The 17,350-nt window shown below is 67.6% G+C and carries 13 protein-coding genes and 1 riboswitch; of the genes, 9 read left to right on the top strand and 4 right to left on the bottom strand.

The window, feature by feature from the left end; translation table 11 throughout:
• Positions 1-44 precede the first annotated feature (44 nt).
• The gene (locus B5G20_RS08245) at positions 45-974 is read right to left on the bottom strand and encodes a phosphatase PAP2 family protein (RefSeq protein WP_087356427.1); all 930 of its coding nucleotides are present in this window, start codon (positions 972-974) and stop codon (positions 45-47) included.
• Positions 975-1,497: 523 nt separating this feature from the next.
• Between B5G20_RS08245 and B5G20_RS08250 the strand changes: the two genes are divergently transcribed.
• The 9 genes from B5G20_RS08250 (at position 1,498) to B5G20_RS08290 (ending at position 14,498) form a co-directional block, all read left to right on the top strand.
• A complete protein-coding gene (locus tag B5G20_RS08250; protein ID WP_087356428.1) occupies positions 1,498-2,676 on the top strand; it encodes a DUF4013 domain-containing protein in 1,179 nt (392 codons plus the stop codon).
• A 319-nt stretch (positions 2,677-2,995) separates the two neighbouring features.
• Entirely contained in the window at positions 2,996-4,342 is a 1,347-nt protein-coding gene (purB, locus tag B5G20_RS08255) for an adenylosuccinate lyase (protein ID WP_087356429.1), read from the top strand.
• A gap of 234 nt (positions 4,343-4,576) precedes the next feature.
• A complete protein-coding gene (locus tag B5G20_RS08260; protein ID WP_087356430.1) occupies positions 4,577-4,879 on the top strand; it encodes a CDP-alcohol phosphatidyltransferase in 303 nt (100 codons plus the stop codon).
• Between the two features lie 221 nt (positions 4,880-5,100).
• Positions 5,101-5,676, top strand: a complete 576-nt coding sequence (locus B5G20_RS08265; protein WP_204207728.1) for a MarR family transcriptional regulator — start codon at positions 5,101-5,103, stop codon at positions 5,674-5,676.
• A 199-nt stretch (positions 5,677-5,875) separates the two neighbouring features.
• Positions 5,876-7,819 carry an ABC transporter ATP-binding protein gene (locus B5G20_RS08270; RefSeq protein WP_087356431.1) on the top strand — a complete coding sequence of 648 codons (1,944 nt, stop codon included), beginning with the start codon at positions 5,876-5,878 and terminating at the stop codon, positions 7,817-7,819.
• A 2-nt stretch (positions 7,820-7,821) separates the two neighbouring features.
• Complete coding sequence (locus tag B5G20_RS08275) at positions 7,822-9,771, top strand: ABC transporter ATP-binding protein (RefSeq protein ID WP_087356432.1); 1,950 nt, start codon at positions 7,822-7,824, stop codon at positions 9,769-9,771.
• Between the two features lie 308 nt (positions 9,772-10,079).
• Positions 10,080-10,146, top strand: a riboswitch (guanidine-III (ykkC-III) riboswitch).
• A gap of 17 nt (positions 10,147-10,163) precedes the next feature.
• A complete protein-coding gene (locus B5G20_RS08280; RefSeq protein ID WP_087356433.1) occupies positions 10,164-10,484 on the top strand; it encodes a multidrug efflux SMR transporter in 321 nt (106 codons plus the stop codon).
• Between the two features lie 326 nt (positions 10,485-10,810).
• Positions 10,811-12,682, top strand: coding sequence for a hypothetical protein (locus tag B5G20_RS08285; RefSeq protein ID WP_158094428.1), 1,872 nt, complete (start codon positions 10,811-10,813; stop codon positions 12,680-12,682).
• A 241-nt stretch (positions 12,683-12,923) separates the two neighbouring features.
• Positions 12,924-14,498, top strand: a complete 1,575-nt coding sequence (locus B5G20_RS08290) for a hypothetical protein (protein WP_087356435.1) — start codon at positions 12,924-12,926, stop codon at positions 14,496-14,498.
• Positions 14,499-14,704: 206 nt separating this feature from the next.
• Here B5G20_RS08290 and B5G20_RS08295 read toward each other — a convergent pair whose 3' ends face one another.
• The 3 genes from B5G20_RS08295 to B5G20_RS08305 are packed head-to-tail and all read right to left on the bottom strand — an operon-like array spanning position 14,705 to position 17,303.
• Entirely contained in the window at positions 14,705-15,514 is an 810-nt protein-coding gene (locus B5G20_RS08295) for a hypothetical protein (protein ID WP_087356436.1), read from the bottom strand.
• A gap of 5 nt (positions 15,515-15,519) precedes the next feature.
• Positions 15,520-16,884: a type IV secretory system conjugative DNA transfer family protein gene (locus tag B5G20_RS08300; protein ID WP_087356437.1), complete on the bottom strand. Its 1,365-nt coding sequence runs from the start codon at positions 16,882-16,884 to the stop codon at positions 15,520-15,522.
• Complete coding sequence (locus B5G20_RS08305) at positions 16,881-17,303, bottom strand: hypothetical protein (RefSeq protein ID WP_087356438.1); 423 nt, start codon at positions 17,301-17,303, stop codon at positions 16,881-16,883. Before B5G20_RS08305 ends, B5G20_RS08300 begins: the two co-directional genes overlap by 4 nt.
• Positions 17,304-17,350 lie beyond the last annotated feature (47 nt).

The following is a 17,350-nucleotide window of genomic DNA, read 5'->3' on the forward strand; positions in this document are numbered from 1 at the left end:
TCGGGCCCGAGGTGCGATTTGGCGGCTCCGCTTTGATTGCAGGCCTATGCGGTCGATGCACCCTGTGCTGGCGTCACCTCATCACCAGCAGGAATTTGATTGCGCCAGAAGAGCCAGCAACCTGCGAGAATCACCAAGAAGGTCACGGTAAAGCCGCCAGTGACGTCGCTCAAGAAATGCGCTCCCATGATGATGCGCGAGCATGCGACCGTGGCGGGCACGAGGGCGCTCAGCCAAAAGATGCGGCTGCGCCAACGTGCGAGGCTGGGCCGCACGGCGGGTAGGGCGACGATCGCCATGGCGCAGGCGGCGCTCGCGGTGTGCCCGCTGGGGAAGGAGCGAAACTCCTCCGCGGGGATGCCCGTTGCCACAAGGGCTTCGCGCTGACCCGAGGCGATGCTCCACCAGGGCTGGAAGGTTGCCTCGGGTGTGGCGGCGAGCATGCGCATGCGCGGCCGGCCCCAGAGCTCCTTGAGCCCGGCGACCAGCAGGTTCTCGGCGACAACGATAAAGATCAGGTAGCAGGCGAGTCGCCGGAGCGCGCGTGCCGGCACTTCGCGGACGAGTCGAGCCATGGCGGCACTCACAGCCCCCGCGAGCAGAAGGGCGATGAGGCCGCGGGCGGCAAGGCCAAGATCGACATAGCGGACGGGCGCGATGATGAGGTAGGCCAGCGACGCGACGTGCGCGACGATGCCCAACGCCGCAAAAAGGCGGGAGGTTGCCGTGCGCCCGTGCTCTCGCCCGCTCCCTTGCCCGCAGGAGAGGAGGCAGAGCGTTCCTGCGGCGGAGAGCGTGAGCGCGCCGGGAGATTGGCCATAGGCGGCGAGTACCCGGCCAAAGGGGCTGGCCGGGTGGTAGAGCGCCTGCGAAAGCGGCAGGTCGCACCAGGCACCCGCGGCAAGGCAGAGCGCAAGCGCGACCAACAGAAGGATGGCGTCTCGCGGGGCGATGAGGCGTGCTTTGGAGGGCATGATGGTCCTTCCGGCCGGGCGCGTGCGGAGCGGGGCGTCGGGTGCCACGGCGGCTGGGTGCCGGGTTGCCCCGCAGCCCCATGCTACCCCTCCGCTGCGTGATTCGCCCTAATAGAACGAATCGGTCGATTCGGGCTCCAAAAATGTCGCAAAGATTCTGCTAAAGGGAATTGCCGCAACAAAGGGAGGGCCCGGGCGCGACGGCTGGAGGCTTGGGCGCGGTGCGAGTCGGGCGTGGCGCCGGAGGTACGGCGCGCTCAACGGTGCTAGAAGCCAGCTGCAGCGCGAGCCAGGCGTGCCGGGAGGGCCGAGGCTTCCGCCTGCCCCGCGCCTCCGGCCGCACGCCGCCCGCGGCGCCCGCACTACGCCCGCAGTTACTTAATGAACACTTATCCTCCGCAAAAGCGGCGCTTAAGACTGCCGCTCGTCCGCGCCCTGCACCGCAACCGCCGGTTACACTGGAGAAAACCAACGCCTCGGCCGCAGCCGGGCGCATGCACGACCGCAAGAGAAAGGATGCCCCATGCTTTCGCGAGAACTTGGCTTTGGCGCATCATGGAAGATGCTCGCGCAGGAGCACGGCTGGTACAAGCCGCTGTGCATCTTGGCGCTAATCGGTTGGATCCCTATCTTGGGGCAGATCGCCGTGCTCGGCTACGCGCTCGAGTGGGCGCGCTTTACCGCATGGGGCATCGATACCGCCCCCAGACGGCACAACATCGATATCGGTAAGATCCTCGCCACGGGCGGCCGCGCCTTCTTGGTGCTGGTGCTCATGGGGCTCATCGTCCGCGCGGTGCTCGCCATCTTTGGCTTTGGCGGCTGGGCGTTCTTTGGGAGCTTCCTCGTAATGGGGATGGGAATCTCGGTTAGCTCGCTGCTCGAGGGCGTTACGGCCCTCTCGGTCTGGGGCATTCTGGGCACAGCCGTGTCGCTTGTACTGGGGACCTTCCTCACCGCGGCGATGATGCGCACTACGCTCTACGACAGCTTTGGCGCCGGCTGGCGAGTCGACCGGCTGTTCCAGATGATCGGGCGCGACCCGCTCGGTTTTCTTAAGGCATGGTTCGTGTCGTTTATCGGCGGCGCGGTGTGCGTGGCGTATACCGTGCTGATGGCTATGGTGGGGAGCGTCATTGCGCTCGGCGGCATCGCGGCCGTGGTGTCCACGGGCTACGCCTACCACTACGGCCACGCGGAGTACGCTCTGCAGCAGCTCCTGGCATGGGGCGCCGGCCCGTTTATGCTACTCGTGCTTCTGGTGATCGCCGCGATCTTTGTGTACGGCGTGATCTCGGTGGCGATGCAGCTCGTGGCCGTAAACGCAATGGGCCAATGGTTCTGCCGCTTTGAGGTGAGCCGCTGGGGCGTCTCGGCCGCCCCGCTGCCCGATGGCGTGCCCGTTCGTCCGGATGGTGGCAACACGTGGAGCCCTAACGGCGGCGCACCGACGCGTCCGGCTAGCGGCGCCGGCTCTGGTGCGGGTGCGACCGATGCTGGTTCTTACTGGGATAACGACGATTCCGTGCCGCCTGTGGCCCCTGTCGCGGCGGCGGCAGCTGACGAGCCGATCGTGGCGGAGGATGTCACCGCCATCGAGGTTGAAGAGAGCCCCATCATGGCGGCGGACGAGGAAGCCGACCAGGCTGACGACAATCAGGAGGACGGCCCGATTCCACTCGGACCCATTTCGACCGAGTAGGCTCCTGGTCCCGCTCGCGCCACTCAGCGCAAGAGGCGCCGGCGACAGCGCTCGGCAGCATAAAGTTTTGCAGACCGCAGCCCGCTCCCACCAAGAGCGGGCTGCACGCGTTTGCAGCCGGCCTGCACTCTCGCCCGACCCGCCCCGCCACACAGCCCTCACCCCTGGAGAACCTGCGCCGACCGTGCCCCGGCGCCCGGCGCGCCCCCGTTCATGCCGTACAATAGGGCCGTCAGACGAGGGCCGCCCGCGCGGCCCGCACCAGGCAGGCCGCCCCGCCCCGCGCCGCGCGGCCCGCACGCCACGCAAAGGAGCCCGCATGATCGATCGCTACACCCGTCCGGAGATGGGCCACATCTTCTCGCTGGAGAACAAGTACGCCATCTGGCAGGAGATCGAGGTGCTCGCCTGCGAGGCTCAGGCCGAGCTCGGGCAGATCGGCATCACCAAGGAGGAGGCCGCGTGGATCCGCGACCACGCCACCTTTAACAAGGAGGAGGTCGACGCCATCGAGGCGGTCACCAACCACGATGTCATCGCCTTCCTTACCAACATGGGCGAGTACATCGATCGCGACGTGCCGGAGGGCGAGCCCAAGCCCAGCCGCTGGGTGCACTTTGGTATGACGAGCTCCGACCTCGGCGACACCGCCCTCTGCTACCAGCTCGTTCAGGCCACCGACATCATCATCGAGGACGTCAAGAAGCTCGGCGAGATCTGCAAGCGTCGCGCCTTTGAGGAACGCAACACCCTCTGCGCCGGCCGCACGCACGGTATCCACGCTGAGCCCATGACTTTTGGCATGAAGTTCGGCAGCTGGGCCTGGGAGCTCAAGCGCGACCTCGACCGCCTGCGCGATGCCCGCGCCAACGTGGCCTTTGGCGCCATCTCGGGCGCGGTGGGCACCTACAGCTCCATTGACCCGTTTGTGGAGGAGTACGTCTGCGAGCACCTGGGCTTGGTGCACGATCCGCTCTCCACGCAGGTCATCAGCCGCGACCACCACGCCTACCTTGCCGGCGTGCTGGCCACCACGGCGGCCACCTGCGAGCGCATCGCCACCGAGATCCGCAACCTCCAGAAGACCGACACCCTCGAGGCCGAGGAGCCGTTCAAGAAGGGCCAGAAGGGCTCCAGCGCCATGCCGCACAAGCGCAACCCCATCACCATGGAGAAGGTCTGCGGCCTCTCCCGCGTGGTCAAGGCCAACGCGCAGGTCGCCTTTGATAACGTGGCCCTCTGGCACGAGCGCGACATCTCGCACAGCTCGGCAGAGCGCGTGGCGCAGGCTGACAGCTTCATCGCGCTCGATCACATGTTCCAGTGCCTCATCCGCGTGGTGGACGGGCTCATCCTCTACCCCGAGCAGATGAAGGCCAACCTCAACAAGACCCGCGGCCTCATCTTCTCGTCCAAGGTGTTGCTTGCGCTGGTAGAGACGGGCATCACGCGCGAGGAGGCCTACGCCATCGTGCAGGAGAACGCCATGGCCACATGGCGCGAGGTGCAGCAGTGCCAGCCGGGCACCACGTTCCGCGAGAAGCTCGAGGCCGACCCGCGTTGCACCGTGCCGGCCGAGGAGCTCGACAAGATCTTCGATCCGTGGGATTTCCTCACGCGCATCGATCGCGTCTTCGACCGCCTCGAGGAGCTCGACTTTGACTAAGCGCAGCTCTATCTGCGCCCGTTAGTGGCAATGTAGCGGCCCGGTGCCCTCTGCAAGGGGTGCCGGGCCGTTTGCCGTCTGCCCGACAGCCGTCTCGCTCCCCGAGGCGCCCGCCCACCCTGTAACCCCAACCGCTCACCAGACTGACGGTATGGACCGCGTCTTGGGTGGGTTTACTAGTGGTATCGGTATTTGTCCGCTGGCGCCCGTGGGCGCCCGTCGCAAGGAGGAACTATGGGCCGCAAAGCAGAGGAGCCGCTCGAGATCGACTTCGAAGGGTTCCAGACGTACCTGCGCTCCAAGACGCGCGTCTTTATGGATGTCGACGGCGACGAGTACTACGTCACCCACACCGACGGGTACTGGCGCGTGCAGGATTGCTCCAAGCTCAACGACAAGGGCCGCTTTACGGATTGCTCCGAGCTGGTCTCTACGATGCCCGAGGTTATTGAGCTTCCGTTCCGCGACGGTAAGAGCATCCACGACCTGTTTGACGAGGCGACGTTCTACGAGTCCGATCAAGAGGGCTGGGAGTAGTAGCGCGGGTACGTCTGGTTGATTGATGCCCCCTTTGGCGGCCGCCGGCGCCCTGTGCGCTGGCGGCCGTTTTGCGCCGTGGCGCGCGCATGCGGAAGGCGTGGAATGATGCTCGGCGGTCGTTGACGGTTATCCGAAATCGGACTACCATGGCGACAGTTCGCAGATAGGCTTCCAGCCGGCTCGTATGGGTCGGCCGCTCGTGAGAGAGGGGAGTGCCCGTGGACAACGCTGCCGAGCTTGAGCGGACGGCCTCGGCCTGCCCCGCAACGTCGGGCGGTGCGGCGGCGCGCCAGCTCGACTACCTTTACAACGAGGTGGACAAGCTCTACCACGTCTACGCGCGCGGCTGCGGGGTCTCGGACTGCGCCTACTGGATGCTCTACGACCTCGAGGTCGCGGGCGGGGAGCTGCCGCTCTCGGAGCTCACGGCGTCGTGGTCGTACAGCAAGCAGACCATCAACTCGGCGCTCAAGACGCTGCGCGACCGCGGTCTGGTGGAGCTCTCTTTTATGGAGGGCAGCCGCAAGAGCAAGCGCGCCACCCTTACCGAGGATGGTCGGGTGTTCTCGAGCCGACACATCGTCCCGGCGATCCGCGCCGAAGACCGGGCGTTCTCGTACCTGAGCGCGGCCGAGCAGGAGGAGCTCGTGCGGCTTGTGCGCCGTTACGTTGACGCGCTCGATGCGCAGCTCGCTGCGGTTGAGACGGGCGACGATGCGTTCGAGCGGCCCACCGCGGGGGATGTCGCTCCCGAGGACCCGGTTCTCGACCAAGGCGAGGCTGCCCCCATCTAGCTCGGTGTTTGCAGGCCGGCGCGCCGAGGCGTGCGGTGCCCGGGCTTGTTCGCGGCGGTGTTGCCGACAGCCCACGCGCTAGCGCCAAGGTCGCCGCGTTCGCCCCACCGCAACCCGGTGCCAATGCCGCCTTGCCCCTCGCCGCCCCATCCCATCCACCATCTATCCGCACCACACCGCAACGCTAGGAGTTTGCTCCATGAAGATGCTCTTGCGCTTCCTCAAACCCTACAAGCTGCAGACGTTCGGCGTGCTCGTGGCGCTCGGCGTCAACCTTGCCGGCGTGCTGCTCGTGCCCACGATCCTCGCCAACATGATCAACATCGGCGTCTCGAGCCGCGACTTTGACTACATCCTCTCGCAGGGCGGGTTTATGCTCGTGGCCGCCGTGGTCTCGGGCGCGGGCGCCTTTGCGTGCAACTACTTCTGCGCCGACCTCGCCACCAAGGTGGGGCGCGATATCCGCAACGCCGTCTACGACGCATCGCTCGCGTTCTCAGGCAGCGACTTTGAGAAGTTCGGCACGGGCTCCATGATTACCCGCACCTTAAACGACGTGAACGTGATCCAGATGGCCATCTCGATCACCATCCAGATGATGCTGCCGGTGCCCTTCTCCATGGCGATCGGCATCGCGCTCGCCTGCTCCATCGACATGCAGATCGGCATCATGCTCACGGCCTTTACCGCCGTGGTGACCGTGATCGCCGTCATCGTAGTGCTGCGCGCCGCCAAGATTTTCCAGCGGCTCCAGCGTTTTATCGACCGCATGAACGTCCGCCTGCGCGAGAGCATCACGGGCGTGCGCGTGATCCGCGCCTTTGGCAAGGAGGCTTCCGAGCGCAAGAGCCTCGACGAGGCGTTTAGCGACTACGCCACCAATGCCATCAAGGTCAACTGGATCTTTGCGACCTTCGATTGCTCGGCGTTCTTTATCATGAACATCGCCGAGGTGGCCATTATCTGGCTCGGCGGCAACCGCGTGGGCGCGTGGGCGATGGAGATCGCCTCCATCTCGGCCTGCGTGGAGTACGCGATGATGATCCTCTTCTCGATCATGATGGCGCAGATCGGCGCGCTCATGCTGCCGCGCGCCCTCGTGTGCCTCGAGCGCTGCCGCGAGGTGATCGACCTCAAGCCGAGCATCGCCGACGGCGAGCTCACGGAGCTCCCCGAGGGGGCGGGCGTTTCCGGCGAGGTCGTGGCGCACTTTGGCAACGCGTCCTTCCGCTTTGCCGACGCCGACGAGGACACGCTCCACCACATCAACTTTGTCTGCCGCCGCGGCACCACCACGGCGATCATCGGACCCACCGGCTCGGGCAAGTCCACGATTGCCAAGCTCGCACTGCGTCTCCACGACGTAACGGACGGCTCGGTGCGTCTCTGCGGCACCGACGTGCGCGAGCTCACCCAGGAGGCCCTGCGCGAGCACATCTCGTACGTGCCGCAGAAGGCCTGGCTCTTTAGCGGGACCATCGCCGACAACCTACGCTACGGCGCGCCCGACGCCACCGACGCCGAGCTCTGGCACGCCATCGACGTGGCGCAGTCGGGCTTTGTGCGCGAGCTCCCCGAGGGGCTGGCGCACCGGGTGGCTCAGGGCGGCACCAACTTCTCGGGCGGGCAGCGCCAGCGGCTTTCCATCGCCCGCGCGCTCGTCAAGAAGGCCGACCTCTACATCTTTGACGACTCGTTCAGCGCACTCGACTTTAAGACCGACGCGGCCCTGCGCCACGCGCTCGCCAAGGAGGTCAAAGACGCGGCGGTGCTCATCATCGCGCAGCGTATCAACACCATCCTCTCGGCCGACCAGATCGTGGTGCTCAAAGACGGCTGCATCCAGGGCCTGGGCACGCACGAGGAGCTCATGCGCACCTGCGAGGCGTATCGCGAGATCGCCCGCTCGCAGCTGCGCGCCGAGGAGCTCGAGGCGCTGATGGGGGACGCTGTGGCCGCGGCCGAGGTTGTGGCTGACGATGCCGCGGCCGATGCCGACGAGACTGTAACCGCGGTCGACGCAGCGGCCGATGAGGCCAGCGCCCCGGCCGAGGCCGCCGACATTCCGTCCGCACCTGCCGATACCGCACCAGAGGGGGACGCCACCTCAACCCAAGACAGCTCGCAGAAGGGAGGCGAGTAGCCATGGCAAACGAGAGGATTTTTTCCGAGGACACCGCCATTGAGGAAGTCGAGGGGCTGGCCGAGGGCACGACCGGAAGCATAGCGGCTGCCGGCGATGCTGCGCCCGCGCGCTACGCCGACCCGCACGAGCCCGAGCCTTCGGGCGCTCCGGAGCCCGAGGCCGAGGAGGAGCTCGAGGTCCCCAAGGACCCGGTCGCCGTAACTCGCCGCCTCTGGGAGGTCTCGCGCGGGGAGCACTGGCGTTTTGCCGTGGTGGTGGTGTGCGTCATCTGCTACACCATCGCGCAGATTTCTGCCCCGGCCTACAGCGCGCACCTCATCGACCTGCTCTGGGCAAACATCCAGGCGGCGCACGCCAAGGGGCAGATTTTTACCATCGGGTGGGACACGGGCGGTCGCGAGCTCCTCACCTTTGTGGGCATTTGGACCGTGGCCTGGGCGTTCTACACCGTGCAGAGCTTCACGATGGCGAGCTTTGCCGAGCGTCTCAACCTCAAGCTCCGCCATCGCATCGCCGAGAAGCTCAACGTCCTGCCGCTCAAGTTCTACGACGCTCACAAGCCGGGCGACGTGATGAGTCGCGCCACCAACGACCTCGATAAGGTCTCGGAGGTGCTGCAGCGCGGTCTGCTCTCGATGCTCATGGCGGTGGGCTCGGTCACGGGCGCCGCCATCATGATGGTGCGCCTCAACCTCACGCTCGCGCTCGTGTTCTTCTGCTTTGCGGCGATTGCCGTTACGGGCACGCGCCTGGTGGCTAAGCGCACGCTCATCTTGGCGGCCGAGCAGCAGCGCGCCGTGGGCGTCTTAAACGGGCACGTCGAGGAGGCCTACTCCGGGCGCATCGTCATCAAGGCGTTCAACCAGGAGCAGGCGAGCTCGGCGCGCATCCACGAGGCGACCCAGCAGCTTGCCGATACCATGCGCCGCACCGACTTCATCACCAACGTGGTGGCGCCCATGGTGCGCTGCCTCGTGCGCCTCTCGCAGGTGGTGCTCGCGCTCATGGGCACGGGCATCCTCATGCGCGGTGAGCTCACCATCGGTACGCTGCAGGCGTTCTTCCAGTACGTCAACACCGCCTCTGAGCCGCTCACGCAGTTCTCGCTCACCGTCAACCAGCTGCAGAGCGCGCTGGCGGCCGTGGAGCGCGTCTTTGGCGTGCTCGACGAGCCCGAGATCGAGTCCGACCCCGAGCATCCCGCCCGCGTGGCCGAGCCGGTGCGCGGACGCGTGGCCTTTGAGCACGTGCGCTTTGGCTACGACGCCGACCGTCCGCTCATGCACGACGTCAACTTTGTGGCCGAGCCGGGGCAGAAGGTCGCCATCGTGGGCGCCACGGGCGCTGGCAAGACGACGCTCATCAACCTGCTCATGCGCTTCTACGAGATCGACGGCGGACGCATCACGCTCGACGGGGTGGACACGCATGCCATGGCGCGCGCCGACCTGCGCAGCCGCTTTGGCATGGTGCTGCAGGACGCGTGGCTGCGCGAGGGCACCATCGCCGAGAACATCGCCTACGGCTGCCCCGACGCCACGCGCGACGAGATCATCCAGGCGGCCAAGACCGCGCAGGTGGACTTCTTTGTGCGGACGATGCCCCAGGGCTACGACACCAAGCTCGAGAACGATGCCGAGAACATCAGCCAGGGCCAGCGCCAGCTCCTCACCATCGCGCGCGTGCTTTTGGCGAACCCCTCGATCTTGATCTTGGACGAGGCGACCTCGAGCGTTGACACCCGCACCGAGCGCGCCATCGTGCAGGCGATGGAGGCGCTCACGCAGGGTCGTACGAGCTTTGTGATCGCGCACCGGCTGAGCACCATCGTGGATGCCGACCTCATCCTCGTGATGGACCACGGCAACATCATCGAGCAGGGCAACCACGAGGAGTTGCTCGCCGTCGGCGGCGCGTATGCGGAGCTATACAACTCCCAGTTCGCGTAGGCGTTACTGACCAGGGCGGCCTCCCGTAGCACCCGACCTCGCCGTTCAGCTTCGGCGGCATGGCGCGAAGGCCTATGCCGCCTCGCTTCGCGGCGATCTCGGGCACTACAGGAGGCCGTCTCCGCGGTCGAGGGCACGCCACCTTGCCGCTCAAGCCTTCGGGCATGGCGCAAAGGCCTATGCCCTCGGCTTTCGCGGCAATCTGGCGCACTACGACGGGCCGGCTCCGTTGTCGCGGACGGGCAAATGGGTCATTTGGGGACGTGTTCCATTTGACCCATTTATGCTCTGTGTGCCCTCCGTGCTAAGATTGCCCGTAGCCCTATGGGGCTCCTGACGAGGGCAGCCGTACCAGGATCGATAAGACGGCGCATCGACGGAAGGGAGGCCCCATGAACTGGGCCATCTTGATCGTGTCGGGCGCGATGGAGGCCGTGTGGGCCGTGGCGCTCGAGCGAGCCGAAGGATTCACCAAGCTCATCCCCAGCATCATCTTTATCGTGGCTCTCGCGGCGAGCATGTTCGGGCTCAGCCATGCGGTGCGGAGCATCCCGCTCGGTACGGCGTATGCCGTTTGGGTGGGCATCGGCGCCACGCTTACGGTTGTCTACAGCATGGTGACGGGTATCGAGCCGTTCAGCTGGTTCAAGGTCGCGCTGCTCGCCGGGCTTGTAGGCTGCGTGATCGGCCTCAAGCTCGTCCACGGCGCCTAAGCGCGGCAACCCATTGGTTTTGGGACGGGGTTGGGTTGAGTCATTTTGGAACAAAGCCCTGACAAATTCCTTGTCCCTTTGCCCCGGGAGGCGGCCGACGCGGCTGCTTTGCTAAAGATGGGACCCGCTGGACGGGCGACAAGATCGAAAAAATCGAAAAAATACGGCGTCCGCCCAGCGGGTTACCGCTATGGTACCAGCTTACCCTATGCTCGCCTCCGACGCTCCGTGCTATCCTTATAAAAAGGAGCAAATTGAGGAGCGTGAGACGCGTGTTGCCAACGCGCTTTGCAGGGTTTGACCCAACGCGACCGTTTCCCGTGTTTGTGACGGGGCCGTTCCACGTGTCCGTGGTGCGCGAGCTCAACGCGTGCGCCTCGGCCGATGAGGTCATGGCGCTCTTTGCCCGCACCAAGGGCGTGTATCGCAACGAGACGGGTGAGGTGGTAGAGCGCTGCCGCTACCTGGAGCTGCGCGCCCGCCTGAGCAAGGTAAACGGCGGCGAGACGGGCGTCGGCGCCTACTCGTACAAGACCTGCAACAAGTACCTCGGCTCGCTCCGCAAACTCAACCCCATTATCGACGCGCTCTGGCGCGATGCGGGCCGCTCGCCGGCAAAGCGCGAGCTGCCGGCAGCGTTTGTGGAGGCGGTGGCGGCTCAGGCGGTAGCGGTTGACGTGTCTGAGGGCGGCCTCTCCGACCTGGGGCTGAGGCTCTATCTCTCTTCGCTCGCGCTGCGCCGGGGCGAGCCGGGGCGGGTGCATCTGGCGGATATCGACGCCGCCTCGGATGCGGGGCTCTTTCCGCGGCGGGGTATCGACAACTTTGCCGCCCGCGTGCGCGAGCGCTGGACCGGCGGGCCGGATAAGCCGGGTATCGTGGCCGAGGCGCCCACCAGTGCCGCTGCCGAGGCAGGCGGAGACGGCCGCACCGTCTCGTTTGCGATAACCGAAGCGTCGGCATTACCGGCGCTTGCGCGTGCCGACGCCCTGCTCTTTCCCTCTGAGGACGTGCCCACAGCCGGGCCGTTTACCGCGGGGGTGGCTGCCGAGCGCCGCGCCGCAGTTCGGGCCCTGCCGCGCCGGCTCGTGCTGCCGGCGAGCGCGCGCGACGCGGTGCGCGACGCACAGGCCTTCCGCCTTGCGCGCGACCATGACCTCTTTGGGCGCGAAGTGGTGTTTCGGCAGCTCATCCACGGTACGTGGGAGCGCGTGACCATGGCGGTGCACCGCGTGGTAGAAAATGAGTACCGCGGCATGTTCTTTGTTGGCGCGCGGCTCGACGCGCCGCCCGGCGGGCGCCGGCCTTCTGCTCCGCGCCTGTGGTGCGCGCCGGTGCGCGACGGCGCCCTGTGTTGGGAGGGCGTAGCAGGGCCGCTCGCGAGCCGTGCGGACATTGGGCGAATCTGCGAGCTTTTTAAGGTGATTGACGCACGCCTGCCCGCCGCATGCGCTGCGGTGACCGACGTGCCGCTGGAGGTGAACGTGCTCTTTAAGGCCGACGCCGGGCTCCGCGACTATCTTGAGCGGCTCGTTTCGGCACGCCGCAAGCAGGCGCAGACCGTGACGCGCGACTTGGCGGCAAGCGGCGGCGCTGGGGGAGATGCTGCCTGGGGCTCTTGGGAGGGCCAGCCAACCTCCGTGGCCGGTGAGGGCTCGCTCGCGTCGGCGCTTGCGAAGTACGTGTCCTCTGCGCCTGCGGCGCGCTTGGACCGGGTGCGCGGCGGAGGCGGCGAGGTGCTCTGGCGCTACCGTGACGTGGTGGTGGGGCGAAATGACGTTCTTGCTGAGTTCCGCTCGCTCGCCGACTCCGTGGTGGATGTAGAGGCGCGCTATCTGGTGGGGCCAAGCGACCCCGAGCAGACGCTTGCGGGGGCGGGCTACGACTACCTCTGGGCGTGGGATGGCCGGCGGCTCATGGGGCTCGGCGGGTCGGCAGTGTCGATCGCGGAGGCGTACGCGGCTCGGGCTGCAGCGTGCGACGAGCTGCCGTCCGTTCGGGTTGAGCGGCTGGTGCGGGCTGCGGGCAGCCCGGGGGAAGAGCTCGAGGTGAAGCTCGTGCGCACGACAGGCGCGCCCGATGAAGGGGTGGGGCGCGTGGCAGGCGAGGTGCGTGTCGTGGTGCCGCTTGCAGCGCCTGTGCGTGCGTATCGCGTGGCTCGGCAGCGCGAGGGGCGGGAAGGTGCGTATGAGCGATAGGGAGCAGGGCATGTCGCAGGCGGAGCCGCGCGGTTGTGCGGCTGAGAAGCTCGATTCGCGTGGGACGGCGGAGGCGACCACGCCGCGTGGAGCGGCGGAGAGGTTGGCCACGCCGCGGACGATGGCGAATTTGTCTGCGGATCGAGAGGCAACAGGGGCGCCCGCGTCACACCCGGTGAGGCAGGCGCCGATGCCGGCATCCGCGAGTGGAGGCCGCTCCCGCTGGGGTGAGGATTGGCTCGTGGCGCTGACCGCGCTCGTAGGGGGCGAGCGCTCCGCGGCTGGTCCCTTTGCGGGCTGCCTGCTCTCCGCGGCGATAGGGGTGTTGAACATTCCCGGGCCGATGGGCGAAGGCGGAATGGAGGCGGAGGGGCCGCTCGCGGAGCTTGCCGCGCGGGCCCGTCTGTTGTTTATGGTCGTGGACCTGTTGGCCCGGCGCGCCGTTGGCCGCTCGACGCCGGCTGCCGTCAATGCGCCCGACACGCCGGCCGCCTGTGGGTCGTATGCTCCCGGGACAGTCGTGCTCACGCCGGTGTTCACCGCGGAAGTTGAAAACGTTCCGGGCGAGGCGCTCGACGGACCACGCTCAACCTATGAAGCGGCGGACGAACCGCTGGTGCTGTGCCTTGCGGAGCCTTCGACCGAGCCGGCACGCCCGGCCCGTTGGCGCCCGGTGGACGATCCCGCGGCCTCGCCCGAGCCGCTGGAGCACTGTGTAGCCCGGCTTGATGCGGACGATGTGTTTCTCTACCTCGAGCTGGGGTTTGCGGCGGCGCGCGCGGAGGCGGAGGCTGCTGGGACCGCCGGCGCCGCCGAGTGCGCGGATGCCGACGGGGCCGCCTCCTCGCCCGCAAGGCGCAAACCAAGCAGAGGCGCCGGCGCTCGGCAAGCGCCCTGCCGTCCCGTAGAATCCCTTGCGGAGATTCCCGCGCCCGGCATGGAGGGGCTCTTTGCCGGCGAGTCGTGGCTTGTGCCCGTGGCGGGGAGTGTCGCTCACGCCGGCGCTGCGCCAGAGGCGCTTGTTGCTTCGCCGGCCACCGAGCGCACGGTGCAACTGCGGGCGTACGGCACCCTCCCCGCCACGGACGAGCAGCTCGCCCTCGCCGATGCCGTCCGTGTGGCGGCCACGGCAAAGCGGGGGCTGGGGCTCTACGACCGCTTGGGGCATCGCGCCGCGGTCTGGCCATGCCGCGCGCTCGAAGGCGGCGCGACGTTCTCGGCCGATGCACTCTGGCCCGTTGCGCTCTTTCCCCGTTCGTCGGCCAACCGCTGGCCGCTCCTTGCTGTAGCGTCCGATGGCACACTCTGCGTAGTTGATCTGGCCGAACCCGCTCTCGCGCGCTGCGAGGCAACGCCGCTCGCATCCGCCCGGGAGCGGCGCGCCCCCGATCGCGACGCCCTGGCCACGCCAGTAGACTGCTGGGACGTACCGGGTGCGGAGCCGAGCGTGGCCGACGTGCGACGCTTTGCCGAGGGCATACGCTTACACGTCACCGAGGTCCGGCGCGCCAGCGGCGAGGCGGGGAATGTTCTTAACAAGATTGCCGTCCTTGCTGAGCACGGCTGGCGCGAGGAGGCGCTTCCGACTGCGACCGGCGCCGAGGAGGGCTCGGTCTGGGTCTCACCTGCGCCGCTGCAGCTCGTGGGTTTTGCGGAGTTCTGGCGCTTTGTGCTGCGCTTTGGGGCGAGCATTCTTGTTGATTGCCCCGTTGAACTCCGCGAACGGCACCTTGTGGGCGCCCTCGAGCGTGTGGCGCGCTTTGCCGAGCGCATCCCGGCCGTGCAACAGCGCAAGGGCGCGGAGCGCGGGGAGTAGCGAGGCGCGCGGGGGAAGCGCACAGAAGCACGTTTGCCGAGCTGTGTCATGCGTGGCCGTGTTTTGCTGCCGTTTTATATGACAGTCTGCGGCGGCCGCGGATGCCCGTATCGTCGTTGCCGCACGTTGTAATGCGGGGCAGGCGCCGATCGGGCCGCTCCGCACCCAACCCACCGTGGCGCGGAGCGACTCCGATCGGCATCTCCCTAGGGCAGCAGGCCGTAGAGCACGATCCCCGTCATCGTCGTGAACAGGGCGACGGCGCACAGGGGCAGATGCTCGGCCATGATGGCCACGAGGTCATCCTTGTAGCTCCACGCGCCCATGCAGTACACGACGTAGACCGCGAGGCTAAAGAGGAGCAGTTCAAACAGGGGTGCGCCAAACGCGTGCGCAAGGGGAAGCATGATGCCCAAGCCGACGCTGCCGAGCGCTGCGGCGACGGCGCCATCGCCCCGCTCGTGGGCATGCGCCCCGGTAAGGAAGAGCGCCACCGCTCCGATGCCAAAGAGCCATGCGACGGCAAGGGACTCGCTTCGTTCGATGAGCCACGTGCTGAGCATCACGGTGGGCAGCCCGCAGATGAGCGCCATGGTGGCGCCGCCGGCCGCGTCGAGTTTGGTGGATTTGGCGTCCGGCCCTCCGATCCAGAGGAAGTCGTCCTCATCGTCTTCGTCTTCATCATCGTCCTCGTCGTCGAGGTCGTCGGGCGCGTCGAGGCCATCGTCGTCCATGAGCCAGAGACGGGCGAGCAGCTCCCGCCGTGCACGTCGGCGCCGCACTTCGCGCCGCGCGTCCGGCTCCTCGGCGGCGCCACCGCCCCCGCTGGCAGCGGTGCGCGCCGCGTCCGCGTGCGGCGTTTCGCCCGCATCCGCGTGCGCCGCCTCGCCCGCAGCCGCCCGCGGAGCTTCGCCCGCGCTCTTCATCGCACCACACGCGGCGCTCGCGTCGTTCCCGCCAGCCGCCGGCGCCTCGGCAGCGCGCCCGGCATCCTCGGTATGCAGCTTGTCGTCCATGGTAGTCATCCTTTCTTCTTGCGGCCCAGCATCGGGGCCCAGGTGGTAAAGGGTTCGCAAGCGGTCTTGATCATGGGCTTGCCGGCGAGCGCCACGTAGGCCTCGCCCCGCTCGAGGAGCATGAGGTCGGTTAGGCCAACCGCTCCGCTCGACTTAAGCTCGGCGTCTTGCCCGGCCTCGGGGCTTGTGGAGGGCAGGTAGATGGTCGCCGCCGCCTGCTCGAGCATCACGCGCGCCTCCTCCTCGCGGTAGATGCCGCGCTCCGTGAGCTGCGAGACGCTCTGCAGCGCCGCGAGCACCGAGATGTCGCGGCTGCGCCCCGCGCTCATGACGGCCGAGATCTCCATGCGCGGGAGCCGCGCAAACTCGTCGAGGATAAAGAGCACCGGACGCGCCTTGTCGGTGTCCTCGAGTCCGAGCCGGTCGTGCTCGGCGCAAAAGGCCTGGTAGAGGGTGTTTACCAGCAGGGCCGCGTAGTCGTCCGCCGCGCTCGAGGTGTCGGGGATCACGATGTAGAACGCCCGTGGCTTGCGCGAGCCCACGAGGTCGCGCGCAAAGTCGACGGTCGAGCTACCCGCGATGGCCCGTCCCGCGGCGGTGGTAAAGAAGGCGAGCATCGAGGCGCAGGTGCTCCGCACGCAGTTCCAGGTGCGTTCGACGTTGGTGAGCTGAACGGCCGCGTGGAGGGCCGCCGGCGAGCGGGCGCCGAGCTCGCGGTCGAGCGCGCTGAGGATCGCGTCGTTGGCGATGACGTCGTACACGTCGCCGAGCGACGGCTCCTTGCCAAAGTTGAGGGAGAGCCCTTTGGCAACCCCGGCGATGGTGTTCCAGGCGGACTCCTGCCAGTAGCGGTCGGTGTCGTCGCGCACGATGCCCTTAAAGGTGCCCGAGAGGCGCGAGAGCTCGAGGTCGGCGTCGCCCGGCCGGTCTTCCATCAGGGCGCGGTGCATAGCCGAGAGCGGGTTCCACCGACCCGCCGAGCGGGGCGCGGCAAGGTCGAAGGGCACCACGCGATACCCCGCCTCGCGCACCGCCCGGGCGGTCTCACGCAGGATGGTGCCCTTGCAGTCGAGGCAGATGATGTGAGGCTGCACGGCCTTGCCCGGCAGCGCGTTGAGCACGCAGGTGGTCTCGAGCACCTGACGCGTCTTGCCCGAGCCGGTGCGCCCGATAACGAATGCGTGCACCCCGCGCGGGAGCGCGAGGATCTCGCCGCTCTGCGGGCCGCCGCCGCACACGATGCCGCGGGCCCGGCCGCTCATGACGTCCGCCGCACTGTGCGTCTTGAGCCCCGCCTTGCGCGGCGAGGTGGTCACCAGGCGATGGGCGAGCTCGGAGCCGATGCTCCTGATACGCGCTTTCTCGTTCATGCGGCGGCCTCCTTGAGCGTGCCGAGCGTGCGTCCCGGCAGCTCGACAAAGCCGTTGAGGGCAAAGGCGCTCGAAAGGTCGATGGCGCGCGGTGCCGAGGCCACCGCAACGCAGCGAACCTCGAAGCCGGCGATGCAGTCGTGCAGGCGCCCTGCAAGTGCGATGGCCTGCCCCTCGCCGGGGGCGTCGATTGCCACCTGCACCAGCACGACGCCCTCAAAGCGCTCGAGCGTAAGGGCGCCGAGTTGGCGCGGAAGGTCGCGTTCTTGCGGGGAGGTAAAGGTGGCGAGCAGGATGTCGCGCCACCCGGCGCGCTCGAGCAGCCGGACGCTGCACCGCAGCGCCTCGGCGGACGAGGTGTCCTCGTAGACGAGGGCGTAGGGGGTGGCGGGCCTGAGCGCGGGCAAACGGTTGCTCATGGTGGGCTCCTTTCTGGGTGGGGGCGAGCGCGGGTGTTGGCGGGGTA

Origin of the sequence: Collinsella sp. An7 (assembly GCF_002159335.1) — a bacterium.
Lineage (GTDB): Bacteria > Actinomycetota > Coriobacteriia > Coriobacteriales > Coriobacteriaceae > Coprousia.

Coding starts and splice junctions, on each gene's coding strand:
- B5G20_RS08295 (WP_087356436.1), bottom strand. CDS start 15,514: ATGGACGACAAGCTGCATACCGAGGATGCCGGGCGCGCTGCCGAGGCG.
- purB (WP_087356429.1), top strand. CDS start 2,996: ATGATCGATCGCTACACCCGTCCGGAGATGGGCCACATCTTCTCGCTG.
- B5G20_RS08300 (WP_087356437.1), bottom strand. CDS start 16,884: ATGAACGAGAAAGCGCGTATCAGGAGCATCGGCTCCGAGCTCGCCCAT.
- B5G20_RS08275 (WP_087356432.1), top strand. CDS start 7,822: ATGGCAAACGAGAGGATTTTTTCCGAGGACACCGCCATTGAGGAAGTC.
- B5G20_RS08280 (WP_087356433.1), top strand. CDS start 10,164: ATGAACTGGGCCATCTTGATCGTGTCGGGCGCGATGGAGGCCGTGTGG.
- B5G20_RS08245 (WP_087356427.1), bottom strand. CDS start 974: ATGCCCTCCAAAGCACGCCTCATCGCCCCGCGAGACGCCATCCTTCTG.
- B5G20_RS08260 (WP_087356430.1), top strand. CDS start 4,577: ATGGGCCGCAAAGCAGAGGAGCCGCTCGAGATCGACTTCGAAGGGTTC.
- B5G20_RS08305 (WP_087356438.1), bottom strand. CDS start 17,303: ATGAGCAACCGTTTGCCCGCGCTCAGGCCCGCCACCCCCTACGCCCTC.
- B5G20_RS08250 (WP_087356428.1), top strand. CDS start 1,498: ATGCTTTCGCGAGAACTTGGCTTTGGCGCATCATGGAAGATGCTCGCG.
- B5G20_RS08270 (WP_087356431.1), top strand. CDS start 5,876: ATGAAGATGCTCTTGCGCTTCCTCAAACCCTACAAGCTGCAGACGTTC.